The sequence below is a fragment of the Paenarthrobacter sp. 2TAF44 genome (assembly GCF_052114885.1).
GTDB lineage: Bacteria > Actinomycetota > Actinomycetes > Actinomycetales > Micrococcaceae > Arthrobacter.
Genome location: NZ_JBFRFP010000005.1, coordinates 193679 through 215153, shown reverse-complemented (window position 1 = coordinate 215153; position 21475 = coordinate 193679). Strand labels below are relative to the sequence as shown.

General features: G+C 63.2%; 18 protein-coding genes. 16 read left to right on the top strand and 2 right to left on the bottom strand.

All coding sequences use genetic code 11. From position 1 onward, the window contains the following. Window positions 1-4 precede the first annotated feature (4 nt). The 7 genes from cobA (at window position 5) to AB4Z15_RS07735 (ending at window position 8308) form a co-directional block, all read left to right on the top strand. Window positions 5-1039 carry a uroporphyrinogen-III C-methyltransferase gene (gene cobA, locus AB4Z15_RS07765; RefSeq protein WP_442016805.1) on the top strand — a complete coding sequence of 345 codons (1035 nt, stop codon included), beginning with the start codon at window positions 5-7 and terminating at the stop codon, window positions 1037-1039. 10 nt (window positions 1040-1049) lie between these two features. Beyond that, on the top strand, window positions 1050-2207 hold the full coding sequence (locus tag AB4Z15_RS07760) for a uroporphyrinogen-III synthase (RefSeq protein ID WP_442016804.1): 1158 nt from the start codon (window positions 1050-1052) through the stop codon (window positions 2205-2207). Between the two features lie 124 nt (window positions 2208-2331). Then, window positions 2332-3363: a LacI family DNA-binding transcriptional regulator gene (locus AB4Z15_RS07755; protein WP_442006267.1), complete on the top strand. Its 1032-nt coding sequence runs from the start codon at window positions 2332-2334 to the stop codon at window positions 3361-3363. Between the two features lie 140 nt (window positions 3364-3503). Further along, entirely contained in the window at window positions 3504-4799 is a 1296-nt protein-coding gene (locus AB4Z15_RS07750; RefSeq protein ID WP_442016803.1) for a sugar ABC transporter substrate-binding protein, read from the top strand. Window positions 4800-4887: 88 nt separating this feature from the next. Next, entirely contained in the window at window positions 4888-5850 is a 963-nt protein-coding gene (locus tag AB4Z15_RS07745; RefSeq protein ID WP_442016802.1) for a carbohydrate ABC transporter permease, read from the top strand. Window position 5851: 1 nt separating this feature from the next. After that, window positions 5852-6739 (top strand): carbohydrate ABC transporter permease, encoded by an 888-nt coding sequence (locus AB4Z15_RS07740; RefSeq protein ID WP_442016801.1) that lies wholly within the window; start codon window positions 5852-5854, stop codon window positions 6737-6739. A gap of 36 nt (window positions 6740-6775) precedes the next feature. After that, window positions 6776-8308 carry a glycoside hydrolase family 32 protein gene (locus AB4Z15_RS07735; RefSeq protein ID WP_442016800.1) on the top strand — a complete coding sequence of 511 codons (1533 nt, stop codon included), beginning with the start codon at window positions 6776-6778 and terminating at the stop codon, window positions 8306-8308. Window positions 8309-8384: 76 nt separating this feature from the next. On the opposite strand, the gene AB4Z15_RS07730 is transcribed toward AB4Z15_RS07735, so the two are convergent. Next, the gene (locus AB4Z15_RS07730; RefSeq protein WP_442016799.1) at window positions 8385-9833 is read right to left on the bottom strand and encodes a sugar porter family MFS transporter; all 1449 of its coding nucleotides are present in this window, start codon (window positions 9831-9833) and stop codon (window positions 8385-8387) included. A 135-nt stretch (window positions 9834-9968) separates the two neighbouring features. On the opposite strand from AB4Z15_RS07730, the gene AB4Z15_RS07725 reads away from it, so the two are divergent. After that, window positions 9969-10985 (top strand): LacI family DNA-binding transcriptional regulator, encoded by a 1017-nt coding sequence (locus tag AB4Z15_RS07725; protein WP_442016798.1) that lies wholly within the window; start codon window positions 9969-9971, stop codon window positions 10983-10985. Between the two features lie 22 nt (window positions 10986-11007). Here the strand turns inward: AB4Z15_RS07725 and AB4Z15_RS07720 are convergent, their stop codons facing one another. Next, window positions 11008-11604: a dihydrofolate reductase family protein gene (locus AB4Z15_RS07720; protein ID WP_442016797.1), complete on the bottom strand. Its 597-nt coding sequence runs from the start codon at window positions 11602-11604 to the stop codon at window positions 11008-11010. Window positions 11605-11705: 101 nt separating this feature from the next. Here AB4Z15_RS07720 and AB4Z15_RS07715 point away from each other — a divergent pair, with 101 nt between their 5' ends. From AB4Z15_RS07715 to AB4Z15_RS07680, 8 genes are all read left to right on the top strand, one after another. Beyond that, window positions 11706-12131 (top strand): hypothetical protein, encoded by a 426-nt coding sequence (locus AB4Z15_RS07715; RefSeq protein ID WP_442016796.1) that lies wholly within the window; start codon window positions 11706-11708, stop codon window positions 12129-12131. Window positions 12132-12278: 147 nt separating this feature from the next. Next, window positions 12279-15005, top strand: coding sequence for a GMC oxidoreductase (locus AB4Z15_RS07710; RefSeq protein ID WP_442016795.1), 2727 nt, complete (start codon window positions 12279-12281; stop codon window positions 15003-15005). Then, window positions 15002-17023, top strand: coding sequence for a hypothetical protein (locus AB4Z15_RS07705; protein WP_442016794.1), 2022 nt, complete (start codon window positions 15002-15004; stop codon window positions 17021-17023). Before AB4Z15_RS07710 ends, AB4Z15_RS07705 begins: the two co-directional genes overlap by 4 nt. Continuing rightward, complete coding sequence (locus tag AB4Z15_RS07700) at window positions 17020-18075, top strand: esterase (protein WP_442016793.1); 1056 nt, start codon at window positions 17020-17022, stop codon at window positions 18073-18075. Before AB4Z15_RS07705 ends, AB4Z15_RS07700 begins: the two co-directional genes overlap by 4 nt. After that, window positions 18072-19073: an acetoacetate decarboxylase family protein gene (locus AB4Z15_RS07695; protein WP_442016792.1), complete on the top strand. Its 1002-nt coding sequence runs from the start codon at window positions 18072-18074 to the stop codon at window positions 19071-19073. The genes AB4Z15_RS07700 and AB4Z15_RS07695 overlap by 4 nt, the downstream gene beginning before the upstream one ends. Continuing rightward, window positions 19070-19552, top strand: a complete 483-nt coding sequence (locus AB4Z15_RS07690; protein WP_431119171.1) for a hypothetical protein — start codon at window positions 19070-19072, stop codon at window positions 19550-19552. The genes AB4Z15_RS07695 and AB4Z15_RS07690 overlap by 4 nt, the downstream gene beginning before the upstream one ends. Next, entirely contained in the window at window positions 19549-20031 is a 483-nt protein-coding gene (locus AB4Z15_RS07685; protein WP_442016791.1) for a hypothetical protein, read from the top strand. Before AB4Z15_RS07690 ends, AB4Z15_RS07685 begins: the two co-directional genes overlap by 4 nt. After that, on the top strand, window positions 20028-21389 hold the full coding sequence (locus AB4Z15_RS07680; RefSeq protein WP_442016790.1) for a patatin-like phospholipase family protein: 1362 nt from the start codon (window positions 20028-20030) through the stop codon (window positions 21387-21389). Before AB4Z15_RS07685 ends, AB4Z15_RS07680 begins: the two co-directional genes overlap by 4 nt. Window positions 21390-21475: the final 86 nt, after the last annotated feature.

The following is a 21475-nucleotide window of genomic DNA, read 5'->3' as shown; positions in this document are numbered from 1 at the left end:
ACCCATGCAGCTCACCATTGATCTCACAGGCCGCGAAGTCCTCGTCACGGGATCCGAAAAGGCCGCCCGCCAAGCGGTTCGCCGCTACCAGGCTGCCGGGGCCAAGGTGTTCCGTCTCAGCACGCCTGCCGGCGCACCCGGCGACGGTCCGCTGCCCGAGCGTCCGTTCCTGGTAGCAGTGGTGGACGACGGCGACACGGGCTGGGAGCCGTTGGTGGAACGCTGCGGCGGCGCCGGGATTCCGGTTGCCTTCGAGCCCGCACCAGGCATCGAGGGCCATGTAACCCTGGTGGGAGGCGGACCTGGCGCCTTGGATCTCCTCACGGTTGGTGCGGTGGACGCCCTGCGCGATGCCGACGTCGTGTTTTACGATCGCCTGGCCCCGTACCAGGAGCTGGCCGACCTCACTTCCGGCGAGTTGGTGGACGTCGGAAAGCAGCCCGGGCACCACAAAGTCACCCAGCGTGACATTGAGAAACTCATGGTGGAAGCCGCCCTCCTGGGCAAGAATGTGGTCCGGCTCAAGGGCGGCGACCCTTACGTCTTCGGCCGCGGCGGCGAAGAAGTGGCCGCCTGTGTTGCCGCCGGCGTTCCGGTCCGCGTGATTTCCGGCGTCACCAGCGCTATCTCCGTTCCGGCCGCAGCCGGGATTCCGGTAACGCACCGCGAGGTCAGCCACATGTTCACGGTCGTTTCCGGGCACGCTCCCCTGACGGAGAAGGAACACACGCACCTGGCAGGACTCGGCGGCACGATCGTGGTCCTCATGGGCATCGGAACCCTCCCTCAGCTTGCCGCCGGCCTGCGCCGCGCGGGCATGGAATCCGACATGCCGATGGCCGTGGTGGAGCGCGGCTACCGCCCGGGCCAGCGCACTACCATCGCCGATCTGGGTACGATCGAAACGGCAGCCACCGGCTGCAGCAACCCGGCCGTGCTGGTCATAGGCGAGGTGGTCCGGGTGGCTGAAGCCAACCGTAATCATGCCGAAGCATCCGCTGAACTGAGCCGACTCGCGGCTTCGCTCCTTGAAGCCTGAAAGTAAATCAATGACTGTTGCACGTGCCTTTGAAATCCAAGACGTCACAACCGCCACGGACGTTTCAGAAGCTACCGAAGCGCCGCTGGACGGGTTCCGCATCGGCGTCACCTCGCATCGCCGTTCCAGGGACCTCATCGAGGCCCTGGAACGCCGTGGTGCGAGCGTGCTCCATGCTCCGGCCTTGAAGATCGCGCCCGTGCAGGAGGACATGGTCCTCATCGAGGACACCCGCACCATCATTGCCGCGAAGCCTGATATCTGCATCGCCACCACGGCCTACGGCATGCGCCGCTGGTGCGAGGCAGCCGACTCCTTCGGCATCGGCGAGCAACTCCTGGAAACACTCTCAGCCTGCCGCATGTTCGTTCGGGGACCCAAGGCCCGCGGTGCCGTCCGCGCGGCCGGCCTTGCCGACGTCGGCATCAGCAGTGACGAAACCACAGCAACACTTGTGGATATGCTCCTGGCGGAAGGCGTCCGGGGCAAGACCGTTGCTGTGCAGCTGCACGGCTACACCGACGTGCGCCAGCTGGAGCGCCTCCGGATGTCCGGTGCCACCGTCTTGACGGTGACGCCCTACCGTTGGGTCAAGCCCGACGGCGAGGACAAACTGCCGCGCCTGATCGAGGCCGTGTGCAACGGCAACCTTGACGTCCTGACCTTCACCAGCGCCCCCGCAGTGGACGCAATGTGGAGCACCGCGCACGAGATGGGTCTGTACCGCCAGCTTATTGAAGCGCTCAAGGGGCCCGTGACGGTCGCCGCCGTCGGGCCCGTCACCGCGCAGCCACTGGTCGACGCCGGGCTGACGCCACTCATTCCCGACCGCTACCGCATGGGCGCGCTGATTCGCCTGGTGACCGAGCACCTGTCCCTGAACCATGTGCGCCGCCTGGAAACCAAGAGCGCCACCATCGAACTCCGCGGTCGCTGCCTGCGGATCAACGGCGAAGTGATTGATCTTGCGCCAGCCCCGCTCCTGCTGCTCCGGGCCCTGCTCGGCGCTGGTGGTGCGGTGCTGTCGCGTGAAGCGCTCTCGGATCTCCTGGACCTCCGCGGTTCCGTGCACGCCTTGGACATGACCGTCAGCCGGCTGCGTTCCTCGCTTCCGGACGGCAAGCTCATAGAAACCGTCGTGAAGCGCGGGTACCGGCTGCGGGCTTAGGTTCGTCCCCCAAGAAAGCACCGCGACGTCCAGGGCGTTGCGGTGCTTTTTTGCTTGACAGTTGCAAAACGTTTTAGGTAATGTGATCCAAACAACATCCAAAACGTTTTGCAAAGGACTGTCGATGACGACGAGGGTAGGTATCCGCGAAGTGGCGAAGGCTGCCGGCGTTTCAATCACCACGGTGTCCCATGCACTCAACGACGCCACCAGCGATCGCGTGAACCGCAAAACGCAAGAACACGTACGGGCAGTGGCCAAGGACCTGGGCTACGCCCCCAATCGCCTGGCGAGCGGACTGCGGAACCAGCGTTCGCAGATCATCGGCCTCGTCAGTGATCAAATCACCACCACACCCTTTGCCGGGGCCATGATCCGCGGCGCCCAGGAAACCGCCTATCAGCGGGGCTACCTGCTGATGGTGCTCAATTCGGGGCTCGACAACGATCTTGAGAAACACGAGATCCAAACCCTCCAGCAGCACCAAGTGGACGGGATCATTTACGCCCGTATGTACCACCAGGGCGTCACGGTTCCGGAAGAACTCTACGAAGTCCCTACCGTGCTGCTGGACGCGGCCTCCGCTGACAGTTCAATCTCCTCAGTGGTCCCGGATGAAATCGCCGCCGCAGAAAGTGCAGTGGAAATCCTTGCTGCTGCAGGGCATACGAGGATCGGGATGATCAACAATATCGACGACATCCCGGCCACGCACGGACGGCTGGAGGGCTACCGAAACGCCCTCATTCGCAACGGGCTGCCGGAAGATCCCCGACTCGTCGCCTCTGCGCTCTCGGACACTGTGGGCGGCAGGCAAGCAGCGGCACAACTGCTGTCCTTACCTGATCGCCCCACTGCCCTGTTCTGCTTCAACGACCGCATGGCCATGGGCGCCTACCAATCAGCTTCCGCAGCAGGCCTCCGCATCCCGGAAGACCTCTCTGTGGTGGGAATGGACAACCTCGAACTCATCGCAGACTCGTTGTGGCCGGGGCTGACCACGGTTGCCCTTCCGCACTACGAGATGGGGTGCTGGGCCGTTACCCGGCTTCTGGACGACATTGAAAAGCCCGGCACGCCGCCGGGGCAGAAAAAACTCATCTGCCCTGTCATAGAGCGGGGCTCGGTGGCACCACCCACTGACATAAGCCACTAACCCACGCGAAAGACCACGTCAAAACACGACGTCACAACACCGGATTCCACAAAGAAAGGGACGCAGCCGTTGCAGCGGCTGCGCCCCGAAGGACCCGGGTCAATCATCCACACCCAAAAACAGCAGAAAGATTGAGAATCATGAACACACGATTCACACGGATCCTGGCAACCAGCATAGCTGCGGCGGCCCTCGTCGGCAGCCTGGGCGCCTGCAGCAAGGGCAGCTCCTCGTCCACAAGCGACAGCCCCAAAGAGATCACCATGTGGACGCACGCCGCCGGAAACCCGGAGGAACTGGCGGCAACCCAGGCGATCGTGGACTCCTATAACAAAAGCAGCGGCGCGAAGGCGCAAATCAAGGTGCAGGCTTTCCCGCAGGAGTCCTACAACGATTCCGTCGTTGGGGCCGCGTCAGCCGGAAAACTTCCCTGCATCGTGGACATTGACGGACCCAACGTTCCCAACTGGGCATGGGCCAAGTACCTGGCGCCGCTGAAGCTGTCCGCGGACCTTTCCAAGAACCTCCCCAGCACCGTTGCCAAGTGGCAGGGCGAGACCTATGCGGTTGGGTACGGCGACGTCGCCTTGTCCATGTTTGCCCGCAAATCCGATCTCGCTGCGGCGGGCGTCCGGGTCGCCACCCTTGAGAAGCCATGGACAAAGGACGAGTTCCAGGACGCGTTGACCAAACTCAAGGCACTGGGTAAATGGGATTACCCGTTGGACATGGGTACTGCCGGAACGGGCGAATGGCTGCCCTATGCGTACTCGCCGTTCCTGCAGTCCTTCGGCGGAGACCTGATCAACCGCCAGGATTACCAGTCGGCTGACGGAGCCCTTAATGGCGACAAAGCTGTGGAATGGGCCAAATGGTTCCGCGGACTGGCGGATCAGGGCTTCATGGCGACGAAGAGCGGGAAAGACTCCACCCAGGACTTCCTGAACAACAAGAGCGGCCTCCTCTACACCGGTTCCTGGGCCGGGGACAAGGCCCGGGCCGCCCTCGGAGATGAGCTCGTCGTCATGCCCAGCGTGGACCTGGGCAACGGTCCCAAGATCGGCGGAGCTTCCTGGCAGTGGGGCGTCACCAGCGGCTGCAACAACATGGATGCCGCGATGGACTACCTGTCCTATTCCTTGAAGCCGGAAAACGTGGCTTCCGTCATCAAGGCAACGGGAGGCATCCCCGCCACCAATGAAGCCGCCGCCCTGATTCCAGCGTTCGCCGAGGGCGGTGCCAACCGTATCTTCATGGAGTTCTCCCGCGAGTACGCGGTATTGCGGCCTGAAACCCCGGCTTACCCGTTCATCGCCACCGAATACGGCAAGGCTGTCCAGGACATTCTGGCCGGTGCGGATCCCAAGGCGGCCCTGGACAAGGCGGTCAAGGCGATCGACGCCAACATCAAGTCCAACGGCGGCTACAAGAACTAGCCGGCGAGCCGAACGGAACGGCGACGGCGGCACTCACCTGCCGTCGTCGTCGGACCTCCCGGCCCCCGACTGTCAACGGAGAACCCCCATGACAACCACCCGAATTCCCCCTGCTTCTGGCCGCCGCCTGGCGGCCCCCGCCTCCGCTGCACCGCCCAGCAAACCCCATCGCCGGCCACGCCATCTGCGCGAGCAGATCGCCGGATGGGGAATGATCGCCCCGGCCGCCGCCCTCCTGCTGCTCTTTGTCTTCCTCCCCGCGATCCTGGGCTTCGGCCTGGCCTTCACCAACGCCCGCCTTGTGTCACCGCGACCTGTTGAGTTTGTCGGTGCCGACAATTTCGTCCGGCTCTTCACGGATCCCACGTTCTGGCGGGCATTGCTGAACGTCAGCTACTTCGCGGTTGTGGTGGTGCCCGTCCAGGCCGGCCTTGCCCTGGCGATGGCACTGCTGATCAACAAGAAGTTCCGCGGCGTGAACTTCTTCCGCACCCTGTACTTCCTTCCCGTGGTGACGTCCATGGTGGTGGTGTCCCTGCTGTGGCTGTTCATGTACCGCAAGGACGGGCTGATCAACGAGTTCCTGTCCGCGGCCAGCTTCGGCCTGATCGATGGCCCGGACTGGCTCAACGATCCGGCCACGTCCATGCCGGCCATCATCATCCTGTCGATCTGGCAGGCCGCCGGCTTCCACATGATCATCTGGCTCGCGGGCCTGCAGAGCATCTCCGGGGAATTGTACGAGGCAGCCCAGCTGGACGGGGCAAGCCGCTGGCACCAGTTCCGCTACGTCACCTGGCCGGGCCTCAAGAACACCCGCACCCTGATCCTGGTGACCATCACCATCCAAGCACTCGGGCTCTTCGACCAGGTCAGCGTCATGACCCAGGGCGGGCCGCTCGATTCCACCACCACCATCATTTTCGAGGCGGTGCGCTCAGGCTTCAAGCAGCAGGAGACATCCTATGCCTCGGCCATCTCCCTCGTATTCTTCGTCCTGGTGCTGCTGATCTCCGCAGTGCAGCGCTACCTGACCCGAGAGAAGGACTGACATGAAAGAGACACTCACATCCAAGGGTCTCAGCAGTGCAGGCACCATGGTTGTACGGATCCTGTTTGCCGTCGTCGCCGCCTTCCCCCTCCTGTTCATGGTGGTGTCTTCACTCAAGCCGGACCAGCAGATCTTCGGGGACATGTCCTCAGTGGCAGCCTTCCTGCCCATCGGCAACATCTCGTTTGACAACTACACTGCTGTCTTTGACCGTGTGCCGGCCGCCCGCTTCCTGATCAACTCCATCGGGGTCTCGGCCGTGACGGTGGTGATGGGCATCTTCATCAACAGCCTGTGCGCCTTCGCTTTGTCCCGGATGCAGGTCCGCGGCAAGCGCATTGTGTTCACGGCGATCCTGGCCACGCTGATCGTGCCCTTCCAGACCCTGGCGCTGCCGCTGGTGTGGTGGGTGAACCAGTTGCCGTTCTTTGAGCTCAATGGGTTCAGCCTGGAGATCTCCAAGGGCTGGCTGGACACCTATCAGGTCCAGATCATCCCCTTCATCGCCAATGCGTTCTCCATCTACCTCTACCACCAGTACTTTGAGTCGATCCCGAAGGAGCTGGACGAGGCCGCAAGGATTGACGGCGCTGGCTGGTTCAAGATCTACCGCCTGGTGGTGATGCCCCTGGCAGGCCCGGCGACAGCCACGGTGGCGATCTTGACGTTCCTGCCCGCATGGAACTCCTACCTGTGGCCGCTCATGGTGGTCCAGTCCGAGGAGCTCCGACCCGTCATGATCGGCATCCAATACTTCTTCCAGCTCAACGTCTCCTGGGGCGAAGTCATGGCTTATGCGTCCCTCATCACGGTCCCGGTGGTGGTGCTCTTCATCGCCTTCCAGCGCTCCTTCATCAACAGCATCGCCTCCAGCGGCGTCAAGGGCTGACACGGCGTGCCCCTCATGCGAAAGGGAAATGCTCCCATGAATACAACCGCCGACCTCGACTGCCGCTACCGGCCCAAGTGGCACTATTCCGCGCAGCGCAACTGGCTCAACGACCCCAACGGGCTCCTCTACTCCAATGGCGTCTACCACCTCTTCTACCAGCACAACCCGGAGGGCGATACGTGGGGCAACATGTCCTGGGGCCACGCCACCTCGGTGGACCTGCTGCATTGGGAAGAGCAGCCCGTGGCCATCCCCTGCGACGATGAAGAAGCCATCTATTCCGGCTCCGCTGTGGTGGATGTCCGTAACACGAGCGGTTTCGGCACCAGCGACAACCCGCCCCTCGTGGCCATCTATACGAGTGCTTACACCTCCGGCTCGCCCATGGCCGGCCTCCAGGCGCAGTCCCTTGCCTACAGCACGGACGACGGCACCACCTGGACGAAGTATTCGGGGAACCCAGTGCTGGACAGGGTCTCCCCGGACTTCCGGGATCCGAAGGTCTTTTGGTACGACGGCGACGCCGGCAGCTACTGGGTTATGGTCGCCGTCGAAGCAGCCCGACGCGAAGTCGTGCTGTACAGCTCACCGGACCTGCTGTCCTGGGAATACCTCAGCACCTTCGGCCCGGCGAACGCCACCGGAGGCGTGTGGGAATGCCCGGACCTGTTTGAACTTCCGGTGGACGGCGACGTCTCCAACACCCGGTGGGTTCTGGTGGTGAACCTCAGCCCGGGCGGTATCGCCGGCGGCTCCGGCGGTCAATACTTCGTTGGAAAGTTCGACGGCGTGACGTTCCATTCCGAAACTACCGTCACCGAAGGCCTCCAGGCCGATGACACCCGGATGGCCGAGTACGGCTGGCTCGACTGGGGCCGGGACTACTACGCGGCCGTGTCCTTCAGCAACGTACCCGGCGGGCGCCGGCTCATGATCGGCTGGATGAACAACTGGCAGTATGCGGCTGCGACACCCTCCGACGGCTGGCGCAGCGCGATGTCGCTGGTTCGCGAAGTGAAGCTGGTTTCCCGCGGCGGGCGTCCCGTGCTGGTACAGGAGGCCATTGACCCTTTCGAAGGTCAGGGGACGGAGCTGACATTGGGCCGGAATCGGCTGGAGCCCGGGCTGACGTGGCTTCCCGAAGAGCTATCCGGGGACGTGCTGAGGATCGATGCCGAGTTCGAGCCCGGGCATGCCGGAAGGGTCGGCATCGTGCTGCGGGCCGACCCGCAGCGAGACGCCGCGACGGGTGTCTTTTCCGCAGGCTCAGAGCGCACAGTGCTGGCCTACAGCCCGGCAACGGGGGAACTCAGCCTGGACCGAACCGAATCCGGCAACGTGGGATTCCACGAGGCATTTCCGTCAGTGGATCGCGTTGCTGTGCCGTTGGAAGATGGCCGGATACGGGTTCGGATCTTCCTGGATCGCTGTTCCGTCGAGGTCTTCGCCCAGGACGGCAGGGCGACCATCACCGACCAAATCTTTCCCGCGGACTCCAGTGCTGCCCTCGCCCTCTTTGCAGAAGGTGAGGGGGCAAGCCTGGTGAGCTTCGCCGTCGTGCACTAACCAGAGGTTCGCAAAAACCGCCGGAGGGGAACGACGTGTTGAGTGTCGCTCCCCTCCGGCGTTTTTGGAAGAGTGACTAGTTCTTGTGCACCAGGTAGATGGCGCCAGTGGTCACGTCCTCTTCGAGTGCCTCCAGCGTACGTCCACGGGTTTCGGGGACCTGTGTGTAGATAAACACCAAGGCGAAGATGCCCACAACACCAAACAGGAAGAACGTTCCCGTAATCCCCATCCCGGCAACGAGTGTGGGGAAGAAGAGACCCAGCAGGGCGTTGACGATCCACAGGCAGAACACGGACAGGCCAATGGCGAAGCCGCGGACGTGCAGCGGGAAGATCTCGGACAGCATCACCCACACAGCAATGTTCAGGAATGTCTGCATCGATCCCACGAACGCCACCACCAGGAACAGGATCACGAAAGGCCTGGCCGCATTGCCCACCGGAAGGGCGATCGACGCGATACCGATGAGGAAGTGGCAAACCGTAGTCAGGGTGAAACCCAGGAGCAGCGTTGTGCGGCGGTTGACGCGCTGCATCAGCGTCAGCGCAATGACACCGCCGACGACGGCGATCACACCGGGCGCGATGTTGGCGACGAGCGCGGCATTGGAAGTGAATCCCGCCTCAACGAGTACGGACTGGCCGTAATACATGATCGAGTTGATGCCCGTCAGCTGCTGGGCAACGCCCAGCCCAATGCCTACAAGAATGATGCGCAGGATCCACTTGTCCTTCAGCGCGCCCCATGAGGTAGCCCTCGACGCCCTTTCTTCGTCCGCCAGGTGCTTCACGTCTGCCATTTCTGCCTCGGCGCGGTCCTCCGAGCGAATGGTCTTGAGCACTGCCAAGGCTTCCGGGTTCCTACCCTTGGAGATGAGCCAGCGTGGAGATTCCGGCATCCGCAGCATGCCAAAGAACAGTGCGATGGCGGGCAGTGCGGCAACAGCGAGCATGATGCGCCAGACTCCGCCGACTTCGCCCCAGACATTGCCGATGATGGCGTTGACAACGAACGCAGCCAACTGGCCGATGACAATCATGAGTTCGTTCCGCCCAGCCAGGGAACCACGGATTTCGTAGGGGGCCAGCTCGGCCAGGAAGACGGGCACCACAGTGGAAGCACCGCCAACGGCCAGGCCCAGGATGACGCGCCCGATGACCATTACCTCGAAGCTTGGCGCCGACACACAGGCCAGCGTACCCATGAGGAACAGCACGGCCAGGAGGATGATCGTCTTCCTACGGCCCCAGCTATCCGAGAGGCGCCCGCCGCCGACTGCTCCGGCAGCTGCCCCAAACAACAGTGAACTGGTGACGATCCCTTCCGTCAGCGGTGTCAGTGCGAGGTCGGCTGTCATTGGCCTCAGCGCGCCATTGATGACACCAGTGTCGTAGCCGAACAGCAGGCCCCCGAACGTAGCAACCAGGGCAACAAGGCCCAGTCGCTTACGATGCGGGCCATTGGTTAGCGGAGGAAGGGCAGCATTGCCGGTTCCTTTGCTCTGCGTTTGCGTAGCAGACATCAGGACTCCTTTGTCGGTGTGTTGCAGGCCATAGTCGCCTGCCCTGAAGTACAGACTAACGCGCGAAAGGCTTAAATGTAAGGTCAATCTAACAAATGACAAATTTTCATTCTTTTCCCCGTGGGAGGATGAACTATGGCTCCTGATTCTCAGCACCGCCCCGCAACGCAAAGCGACGTCGCGCGCGAAGTGGGCGTCTCCCGGACCTTGGTGTCCTTCGCCTTCCGCGGCGCACCCGGTGTCAGCCACGAGACAAAGCAGGCCATCTTCGAGGCAGCCAAGCGTCTCGGGTACCGGCCAAACGCCGTGGCCGCCGATTTGGCACGCAAGCACCGTTCCGCCGTCGGGCTTTATCTGCTGGACATCCGCAACGAGATCTACGCTGATGTCCTCAGCGGCGTCCGGACCGCGCTCCCCCAAGACAACAACCGGCTCATTTTAAGCGTTTCGCGGTCCGTGGACGGCGTGGATCCGGGCGCGCTGGAGTCCCTGATTGAGGCCCGTGTTGGAATTATCATCGCGGCTACGCTGCTGGACTCAGATGAACGAGTGCAAGAAATGGCCCGGATCGTCCCCCTGGTGAGTGTGACCCGGCCGGTGCACGGCGTGGACAGCGTGTACTCCGATGACCTTGCGGGCGCACGAGCGGCAACTGAGCATCTCCTCGGACTTGGCCATACGCGCATCGCCCATCTTTCTGGCCCGGTCTACGACGGCCACGTCGTCCGCCGCCAGAGTTACGAGCAGACAATGCGCGACGCCGGGCTCTCACCGCAGACGGTGGCAGCAGAGGACTTCACACCGGATGCAGGACAGCGCGCCGCCGCGCAGATGCTGAATAATTCCGACCGGCCGACTGCGATTTTCACCCACAACGACCAGTTGGCGCTAGGCGTTCGTGAGGCCGCCTACGCACGGGGACTCTCCATTCCCGAAGATTTGTCCCTTGTGGGCTACGACAATACAAGGACCGCCCACCTGCATGGCATCGACCTCACGTCCGTGGACTTGCATGCTGTTGAACTGGGTCGGACCGCCGGCACAGTAGCCCTGGAACGGCTCAATAATCCGGACGCCCCCATCGCCGACGAACGCCTCATGCCGCAATTGGTGGTGCGTAACTCCACGGCCCCGGTCAGGCGCGCGGGGTAGGTTCGTTTACCGGTAGGTTCGTTTACCGGGGCAGGCGGTACCGAACGTGGGTGACGAGCTTGGTGCCGGCCACTTCCGTAGGCTCAAGCTTGAGACTACCCACGCCGTCCAGCAACCGCTCGCCACCACCAAGAGTCATGGGCGAAATGTGGAGCCGCAACTCATCCATCAACCCCGCTTGGATGTACTGCCGGGCCGTCTGGGCTCCGCCAGCGATGGCCACGTCTTTGCTGCCTGCGGCCTCCCGCGCCTGTGCAAGCGCGGATTCGATCCCGTCGTTCACGAAATGGAACGTGGTGCCGCCCTGCATCTCCAGCGGCTCATGCTGATGGTGTGTCAGGACGAAAACCGGCGCGTGATATGGCGGTTCTTCACCCCACCACCCACGCCATTCCTTGTCCCACATGTCTGGGCCCGGTCCCGCAAACATATTCCGCCCCATGATGAAGGCGCCGGCGGCGAGGATTTCCTCAACCTGGGCCGCGTTGGCTTCGGGCTCTTCAAACATCCATCGGTGCAGAAGCTCTCCGCCGTCGCCCAAGGGCTCCGACATCCGCTGGTTGGGACCAGCAACGAAGCCGTCCAGGGAGATGGTCAAATCGCACGTCACTTGGCTCATTCGCCCATCATGTCACTGGGCAACCTTCGCCAACCAGGGCAGCTCTCGCCAAATCGGCCACCTACGGCGGAAACTGGGGCTACACATCTCAGGAGGACCACATGACATCCGAACTGCTGGAGCGACTCAACATCCTGGTCGGCGAATGGGAGACCACTGCCCCCGGCATGGACGCGGTGGGCCGGACAACGTTCGAATGGCTGCCAGCCGGCGGCTTCCTTATCCAGCGATCCACTGTTGAGAGGCCGGAATTCCCTAATGCCATCTGCACCATCGGCGCTACAGGGTCAGACGGCGCACTTCAGCAGCATTACTTCGATTCCCGGGGCGTCGCCCGCATCCTGGACATGACCCTGGAAGAGAACGTGTGGACCCTTTTCCGGGATGGACCCGATTGGCCGCAACGCTACATCGGACGCATCAGCGAGGACGGGAACACCATCACGGGCCGATGGGAGCGGGGAACCTACCCAGGCGGACCGCTTGAGCACGACTTCGACCTCAACTTCACGCGCATCCTCCCATGACAGTCGGCGAGCAACGCCGGATCAACGGATAACTCCACCTCATGGACAGATCCCCGGCCCGGTGGGAACATAAGGGCGATAGTCCGGAGGCACCGCCGGTCACGCCGGGGCTGCCTTCAGGTCAGCTTTCCTCTGAGAGGAACGGCCATGGGTCGTCTGGGGACCGGGAACAGTGGCAATACGGGTGCGGAACCAGCACCTGATCCGGCACGCCGCATTGCCCGGCACGGGGAACCAGGCATCGAAAAGGTTGACGCCGTGGTGGTCGGTTCAGGATTCGGCGGTTCGGTGGCTGCCCTTCGCTTGGCCGAGGCCGGGCAATCCGTGGTGCTCATGGAACGCGGCAAGCCTTATCCGCCCGGCAGTTTCGCGCGTTCGCCGGCGGAAATGGGCCGGAATTTCTGGGACCCGGATCGCGGACTGTACGGGCTCTTCGATGCGTGGACCTTCCGGGGCACGGAGGGGTTGGTATCCAGCGGCCTGGGCGGCGGCTCACTGATCTACGCCAACGTCCTCCTTCGCAAGGACGAAAAATGGTTCGTCAACGAGTCCCCCATTCCCGGCGGCGGTTACGAGAATTGGCCTTTCACACGGGCGGACCTTGATCCGTACTACAAGGCCGCAGAAGAGATGCTCCAACCTGTCCGTTATCCGTATGACGACACGCCTAAAACCATGGCAATGGAGAAGACCGCCGCAACCCTTGGCCTACCTATCAGCAGACCACCCATCGCCGTCACCTTTTCCACGGACCCCACCAAGGAACCACAAACCAACAGGCCACTCCCCCTTCCCGCCTACGGCAGCATCCACGGACCAAACACCGTCCGCACCACATGCACGCTCAGCGGTGAATGCGATATCGGCTGCAATGCCGGCGCCAAGAACACCCTGGACCACAACTACATTTCGGCGGCCGCTCATCAGGGGGCGGACATCCGCACGTTCCACGATGTCCGCGGGATCAGGCCACTTGCCAGGGGAGGTTACGAAGTCCGCTACGTGGTGCACGATCCTGAGCGTCAAGGCGAGCTCCTCAAGGAGCGGATCATTCACTGCCGCCGGCTCATCCTTGGCGCCGGCACCTTCGGCACCAACTTCCTGCTCCTGCGCAATCGAAGCTCCCTGCCCGCCCTTAGCGACGCCATAGGCACCCGTTTCAGTGGCAACGGCGATCTCCTGACGTTCATCATGGACGCCAAGACACCGGCCGCCAACGGATCCCCACCCGGAGTGCGAACACTCACCGGCAGCCGCGGACCCGTCATCACCACCGCGATCAGGATCGCCGATTCCAACGACGACGACGGCGATGGTCGCGGCTACTACGTGGAGGACGCCGGGTATCCAGCCTTCATGAACTGGCTCATGGAGACCGCCCAACTCAGCACCACCGTCAAACGGACAGCCAAAGTTGCCCGCCAACTGCTGATGGACAGGCTGTTCGACGCCGGGCGCTCGAACGTCTCCGCCGACCTCGCCGCTGCGCTGGGTGACGGCCGCCTCTCCTCCAGTTCGGTGCCGCTGCTGGGGATGGGCCGAGATATCCCCGACGGCGTCATGACCCTTCGCGACGGAAGACTCGCCATTGCATGGACCATGGCCACGTCCAAGGACTACTTCGGACGCGTCCGCGGAACAATGTCCGAGATCGCCAAGGACCTCGACGGAGATTTCGTAGACAACCCGCTGTGGTGGGCCAAACGTGTCATCACGGTGCACCCCATCGGCGGGGCACCATCGGGCCGCCACCCTGGCGAGGCGGTGTGCGACTCCTACGGCGAGGTGTTCGGTTATCCCGACCTGTTCGTGATGGATGGGGCAGCCATGCCTGGCCCGGTGGGCGCCAACCCTTCACTGACCATTTCCGCTTTTGCCGAACGTGCATGCCGTCACATCCTGGAGAACGCCCACAGTGCCGGACACAGGGGAATTACCCCCGCCGATGCTGCTGGAAGTGACGACCTGGCCAGTGATGACTCGGCTGGCGCTGACAGCCGGGCCAACGACCTCGACGCTTCGGCTCCACGCGAATTGGCGCCGGACGCTACCAAGGGCAAGGGCGCGCCCGAGGAGCGGCCCGCGAGCGCGGTCGCAGACGGCGCAACCGCCACGACGGCAGCAAGGAGCCGTGGTTTGGGGCTGCCGCGACCCCAAGACCAGCAACCAGCGGCGACAGACGCCACCACCTCTGTGCGTTTCACGGAGCAGATGCACGGCTGGTTCAGTCCCGGTCTCAGTGATCCGGAGAAGGGGCGAAGCCTGGGCAGGGACCGGAGCCGCAGGATCATGTTCGAGCTGACGATTACCGCCGAGGACATGCACGCGTTCGTTGAGGATCCGAGCCACCCTGCCAAGGCCGAGGGCTATATCCTCGCAGACTACTTCGGCGGCCGAATGCCGGTGGAACGTGGTTGGTTCAACCTCTTTGTGGAGGACGTTTCCGACGACGGCAGGCCGGCCAGGCGCATGCTGTACCGGTTGTGGCTGCGGGACCCGGGCGGAACGCCGTTCACGTTCACCGGGTACAAGCTGATCCATAACGAGGCCGGGCTGGATATTTGGCAGGACACGACCACGCTGTCCGCCACGATCCTGCGCGGCCATGTTCCGCCGTCGGAAGCGGTTGACGTTGAGGAGCCAGGCGGGCAGGAGCCAGGCCAGGAGGATGTCTTCGGTGCCGGCATTCTGTACATCCGCCCCTTGGACTTCGCCAAGCAACTGACCACGTTCCGTGCCAAGGGCCCGGCGCCGGCCGCGGGTTTGGCGTCCTTCATGAAATTGTTCGCCGGTGAGTTGTGGGAGGTCTACGGGCGGGGCCTCAAACGGGTCCCGTTCCCGGTCCGGAGACCACTGCGACGGCCACGCAGATGAAGAGCTGGGAGCTTGCGAAGCACCGTACTGTCCTGGGCTTCACTCCCCAGGCAGCGGTTCGCTGGCTCTCGCCGATGTCGCTGGCACGGACGGCATTGAAAGTCATGGCAGCCACTGTGTTCGCAGACTTCGGTGACAAGAGGGAACTTGAGGGGAGCTTCCCTGCCGATCAATTGCGCCTGGATAAACTCCCGGTCCCCGGCCAACCAGCCCAGCCGCCGGTCACGAGCCGCGGGCTTCCAAACCCCGGAGAGCTTGAGGCATCCCGCACCACAAAGCCCGACGAGCCCTTGAGCCCCGCTGATCTGTGGCTCGATTACACCGCAGATCTTGGCGACGGCTTCGACGCGACCTACTCCGTCGCAATGCTGCTCGCCCAGGACAAGGTAACCGTTCAGGGCCATGAGCTCCCCCGCGGAAGCGTGCTGGTCCTCGGGGGTGATGAGGTCTACCCCGTCGCCTCACCAGCTGCCTACGAGAATCGGATGGCAGGACCGTACCGGATGGCGCTGCCCACCAAGCACAATCCCACACCCATCATGCTCGCACTCCCCGGCAACCACGACTGGTACGACGGCCTGACCTCGTTCATCCGGATGTTCACCCGGCAACGAAGCATCGGGGGCTGGCGGACCATCCAGACCCGCAGCTACTTCGCGGTGCGGCTCACCGGACAATCGGGCACCCAGGGTCCCGATGAACCACAGGACGGTACGCCGGGCTGGTGGCTCCTGGGCCTGGACAGCCAGCTGGGACAGTACATCGACGAACCACAACTGGATTACTTCTACCGGAACGTCACACTCCAACTCCAACCAGGGGACGCCATCATCCTGTGCGTGGCGGCTCCCTTTTGGGTTGACGCCGAGCACCCGGGGCCGAATGAGTTCAGGCAGGTCAACTTTTTCGAGCAGGACTACCTGAGGCGTCGGTTCAATCCCGAGACCGGCCTGTTCGAGGCCACGGGCGCAAACGTCCGGCTGTGGCTCACCGGCGACCTGCACCACTATTCCCGCTACGAGGAACGAACGCCGACGGAGGAACCGGGCCCTGACAGACCGGGCGCCCAAAACCTCCCACCGGACTCAACGAGAACGCAAATGATCACCTGCGGCCTGGGCGGCGCCTATCTTTCAGATGCCCATTGGCTCCCGGATCACCTCGTCCTTCCCTGCCACGAAAACGCACCGGGCATGTCCTCCAGCGTCACCCAACCCGGAAACCCCCACGGCGACCACGAAGAAGCACCAACCCGGCACTTCACCCGCATGCCCACCCTCTACCCGGATCAGGCCGACTCCCAGTTGCTCGGTCCGAGGCTTGCGAACCCCTTCTCGCAATACTGGCTTCCCATCCGCAACCCTGGCTTCGGTTTGTCCCTGGGCATTGTCCACGTCATCGCTGCACTAACGCTCTGGACAGTCTTCAGCGCATTCCGCGGGGAATCGTTCGTGGACAGCCTCCGCAGCCTGACCCACGGAAACACCCTGCTCCTCATCGTCATCTTGATCCTTGCGATGCCACTCCTGCTCGGAGTCGTGGCACTGCTCGCACGATCGCTCGGGCTGGCGAAGGCAGGAATCGTGGTCTTCACCCGCGGCGCGCTCTACCAGCTGTCCGCCCTTGCGGTGAGTGCCGCCGTCGTGATCCTGCTTCCCTGGCCGGCCGGCTGGCCCGACGTCGTGATTCTGCTGCTGGCGCTCGCGGTGGTGTATCTGGGTGGCTGGGCGCTTGGCAGTGAGGCCTTCGCCCTGTTCATCCTGGCGACGCCAACCGGTGAAGTCTCTACCTGGAAAATGTCCGGGCAATCCATCGAAGACCATAAAGGATTCCTCCGCCTCCACCTCGCCGCTGACGGCAACCTCACTGTCTACCCGCTTGTGGTGGACACAGTCTGCCGCGATTGGCAGCTGGTACAGAACGACGACGGCGCGCGGCTGGTCCCGGAATCCGGCCTGCCCGCCGTGCGGCTGCTTGAAGAACCCATCACCATCACGCGGAAAGGAACCGCACCATGATCATCACCCGTGCCGAGCACCGGACCGAGGTCATCCCGTTCCGTGCCCGGGACAACACCCCTTTGAGCCTGGTCCATGTGACATCGCCCGTGGAAGTGACCAAAGGGCCTGTCATGCTGGTCCATGGTTCCGGCGTGCGGGCAGAGCTGTTCAGGCCTCCGGTCCGGACCACCATCGTGGACGTCCTGCTGGAGGATGGATGGGACGTGTGGATGCTGAACTGGAGGGCGTCCATCGACCTCGATCCCCTGTCCTGGACGCTCGCCGACGCCGCCGTGTACGACCACCCTGCCGCCGTCGAGCATGTGCTGAATGCGACTGGAGCGGACACGATGAAGGCTGTCATCCACTGCCAGGGATCGACGTCGTTCACCATGTCCGCCGTGGCCGGTCTCCTGCCTCAGGTGGACACCATCGTCTCCAACGCGGTGTCCCTGCATCCCGTGGTGCCTGTGTTCTCGCGGCTTAAGATCGACTACCTCACGCCCGTGGTCAAGATCTTCACCCCTTATCTGTCCCCGGCATGGGGCTATAAATCGCAGGGCTACTTCACGCGGGCCATCCGCGGCCTGGTCAAAGCCACCCATCGGGAGTGCGACAACATCGTCTGCAAGATGGTCAGCTTCACCTACGGCAGTGGCCACCCGGCGCTCTGGGCCCACGAAAACCTCGACGACGCCACTCACCAATGGCTCAGCGGCGAGTTCGCCGAGGTCCCGGTGACATTCTTCGAGGAGATGGGCCGCAGCATCAAAGCCGGGCACATGGTGGCTGCCGGAAACCATCCGGAACTGCCGGAGAACTTTGTGGCCGAGGCTCCCCAAACCGATGCGCGGTTCGCGTTCATCGCCGGGCTGGACAACCTCTGTTTCCTTCCCGAAAGCCAGCAACGCACCTTCGAATTCTTCCAAAAGCACCGGCCAGGGAAGGACTCGCTCCACCTCATCCCCGGCTACGGACATCTGGACGTCTTCTTCGGCGAGCATGCCTGGCAGGACACCTTCCCGGTCATCGTGGAGGAGCTCAACAAAACCCAGGAGCCAAGGTCATGAAAACACTTACCGAACTGGTTACTCCCCTGCTCAAGCTCATGCCGTCGCCGGTTCCCCGACGCCAGGAACGCCTCCGCGGCCAGCACGCACTGGCCGATGGCATCAAGTACGTCATGCCGGTCAATTCCGACGACTCCCCGGTGCTCATGGCGGCCTTCCCCATCAACAAGAAAGCCGCAGCGGCCGCACTCCCCGGTACCGAGATGAGGCCCTTCAGCCTTGGCGGCAAAGGGCTGCTGGTGGTCACCGTGGTCAATTACAAGTCCACGGACATCGGGAAGTACATCGAATACTCACTGGCCATCGCCATCACCCACGGCAGCAGGCCGGCCCCGCCCATCCTCCCGCTGATCTTCCAAAAAACCTTCAAGCTGGGGCAGTTCGTGGTGGACCTGCCCGTCAGTTCGGAGGTATCGGTCAAAGGTGGCAAGGGAATCTGGGGCATGCCGAAGCACCAGGCCAACCTGGACTTCGTGGTCACTGATTCCACCGTGTCAGCGCAATACGACAAAGACGGCAGGCTGGGTTGCTACATCGAGATCGAACGTCCCGACCCACTTGGCCTGCCGCTGAAGCTTGCTGCCTCGAACTACTGCGTATTCCGGAACATGCTCTGGAAATCGGACATCTACTTCGAAGCTACCGGAGACATCGCCCTCGGAGGACAGGCCAAGGCGCGCCTCATCCTCGGTGACGCGCCCGGCGTCGAGCCTTTGAAGAACCTGCAGGTGGAAAGCAAACCTGTGTTCACCGCCTGGCTGCCACAAGCCCACGGGGTCCTGGACGACCACTACGAAGCCTGGTTCCTCACCGCACCTACAGAATCCGCCGCAGCAGCCCTTCGCGGAGGCGACATGCTGGACAGCGTCGTGAACCTGGGCCAGAGCCAGGAATGGCTGACCCCGCCGGACCGGAGCAGGATCGCAGGGACGGCGCCAATGGGCACAGCACGAGACTCCGGCGCCGTACCCCGCGCTACTCCGGGAAGCCTCCAATGAACTGGCTACTGCTCATCAACGCGCTCTATTTCCTGTTCGGCGCCACGATGTATGTGGGCACCATGTGGGTCCTCAAATTCTTCCTGTACCCCACATGGCGCTCGCTGGCCCGTGAGAACGTCGACATGCACTTCGGTATCCCCACGCGCGCAGCAACCAAGTTCTTCACGGTCGTGGTGCCCATCATGTTCATCTCAGGCGGCATCCTGGTGTGGTCCGAGTGGGGCACCATCCGTGTCATCCCAGCCATCATCTGCCTGCTGGGAATCATCGTCCTGACCTGGGTCGGCCAAGGCATCATCATCCCCATCAACAAGCGCATCCGCGGCGGCGACTTCGCGGACGACGCCGAACTCCGCACCCTTCTGAAGCGCTGGATGATGCTGAACGACATCCGCTTCTACGTCTCTACGCTGACCTGGGCCGCCATGGTGTGGCTGCTCGTGGACCGTGGACGCCTGCTGGAGTCCTTCGCATGAGCGCCCAGCAGCCGGCACAGCCCACGCCCCATAACCAAACTCACCATCAAGCGCGACGCCCCGGCGTGCTGGCTTGGACCACCGCCGATCCACTGCGCGCCATCCTCGCAGCGATCGCCATCATCACGGTGCTGACCGGTGCCGTGCAGGTCCCGTTTGGCGGACAAATATTGCCCTTGATCGGCGCCGACCCCACTCCTGGAATGCGGCAACTGTTCGGCACAGTGGGCATGTTCATGGTGGTGGTTGGCGGACTGCTCCTCCACACCCTGCTTAACGCGGCGCCCTCCCCCGAAGTGGTGCTCTGGTCCGGAGTACAGAAAGCCGGGGCATTCGGCGCCGTCGGAATCGGGGTACTGAACGGCGTCTTCTCACCCGTCGCGCTGCTGGTGGCTTTCTTTGACCTCGCGACGGCGGTGCTCCTGTTCGTCTATTGGCGCAGGATCAGTGGGGGCATGGCCGGAGGAACCGGACTGTGAAAAGGTCACTGGTGCTCGCCGGTGGCGGGATGCGGGTGGCCTGGCAGGCCGGCGTCATGCGGGCGCTCGCCGAAGAAGGCCTGGAGTTCCAGCATGTTGACGGCAGCTCCGGCGGGATCCTGACGGCGGGGATGCTGCTGTCCGGGGTGTCGCCGGAAGAAATGTGCACCCGCTGGTCCAGCGTGAACGTGAAGGACTTCGGCTCGGCGCTGCCGATCGGTGACTACCTCAAGGGCCCGTGGGCGCTGCCAGCTATTGGGGACGCGGACGGCATCCTGAACAAGGTCTTTCCCGCACTCGGGATCAATGATGCGACTATCCGGGGCCGCGCTGCGGAACCGGGCGCCGTCGAAGGTTCCTTCAACGTCGTGGAATTCACCGAAAAGCGCTGCCACGCCATCGATGCCACCGCCATTGACGCGGAGCTTATGGCCGCTGGAATGTCACTGCCGATCTTCCTGACACCGTTGCGCCGGGATGGAAAGATCTGGACGGACGCCGTCTGGATGCGCGACGCCAATGTAGCCGAAGCCCTGCGTCGGGGAGCGGAGGAAGTGTGGCTGATTTGGTGCATCGGCAACTCGCCCTATTGGGGTGACGGACCCCTGGAGCAGTACGTCCACATGATCGAAATGAGCGCCATGGGAGCCCTTCTCGCTGATTTCGAGGCTGCGAGCGCGGCTGGACGCGAGTTTGTGCTGCACGTGGTGCGTCCTGAGCATCCGCTGCCGCTGGATCCCGAGTTCTATCTGGGAAGGATCGACGCCGATACCCTGATCGGCATGGGATACCGGGACGCCCGGGCGTACGTGGACACGATGACGACGGCCGGCGTCCCGAAAGATGCCAGTTGCACCGCCATGACAGAACCGGCTGCGGGTGTCCGTTTCAACGACACCTTACGCGGAGACTTGGACGGCTCACCCCTGACGTTCAAGGCAACCGTCATGCTGCCCACGGCCGGGTCCACTGTGCCCCCACAGTTCACCGGATTCCTGGAGCACCCGCTCTTCGGCGGTCGCGTCTTTTTCTCGGATGGACGCGTTGAAACAGAAGGCCACGACGTCACGTACCGTGCCCGGATCAGGCTCGACGGCGGGTGGCAGGACGTGTCCCTGACCCGCACCTTGCGGGACGATCCCGGTCCGGATGCCTGGACCGACTCGCGCCAGGCAGTATTGCAAGTGGACGGGTTGCCGGCGGGAAGCCTGACCGCCGAGCTGACCATGAGCCTGGCCGACGCGGCTGGGCTTCTGGCCTCTGTGGAGCCAGTGGGTGCGCACGGCTTCGTTGACCGGGCGGAGGCCGTCGCTTCCTTCGCCGCCAACGGTTTGCGGGAGTTGCTGTCACGGTACTGAACTCCACTGTGATCGCTAACTCCGCTGTGATCCACGTTATTACCGGCTGGTAAACAGCGCGCTACCGATCTGCAAAAGATGGCAAC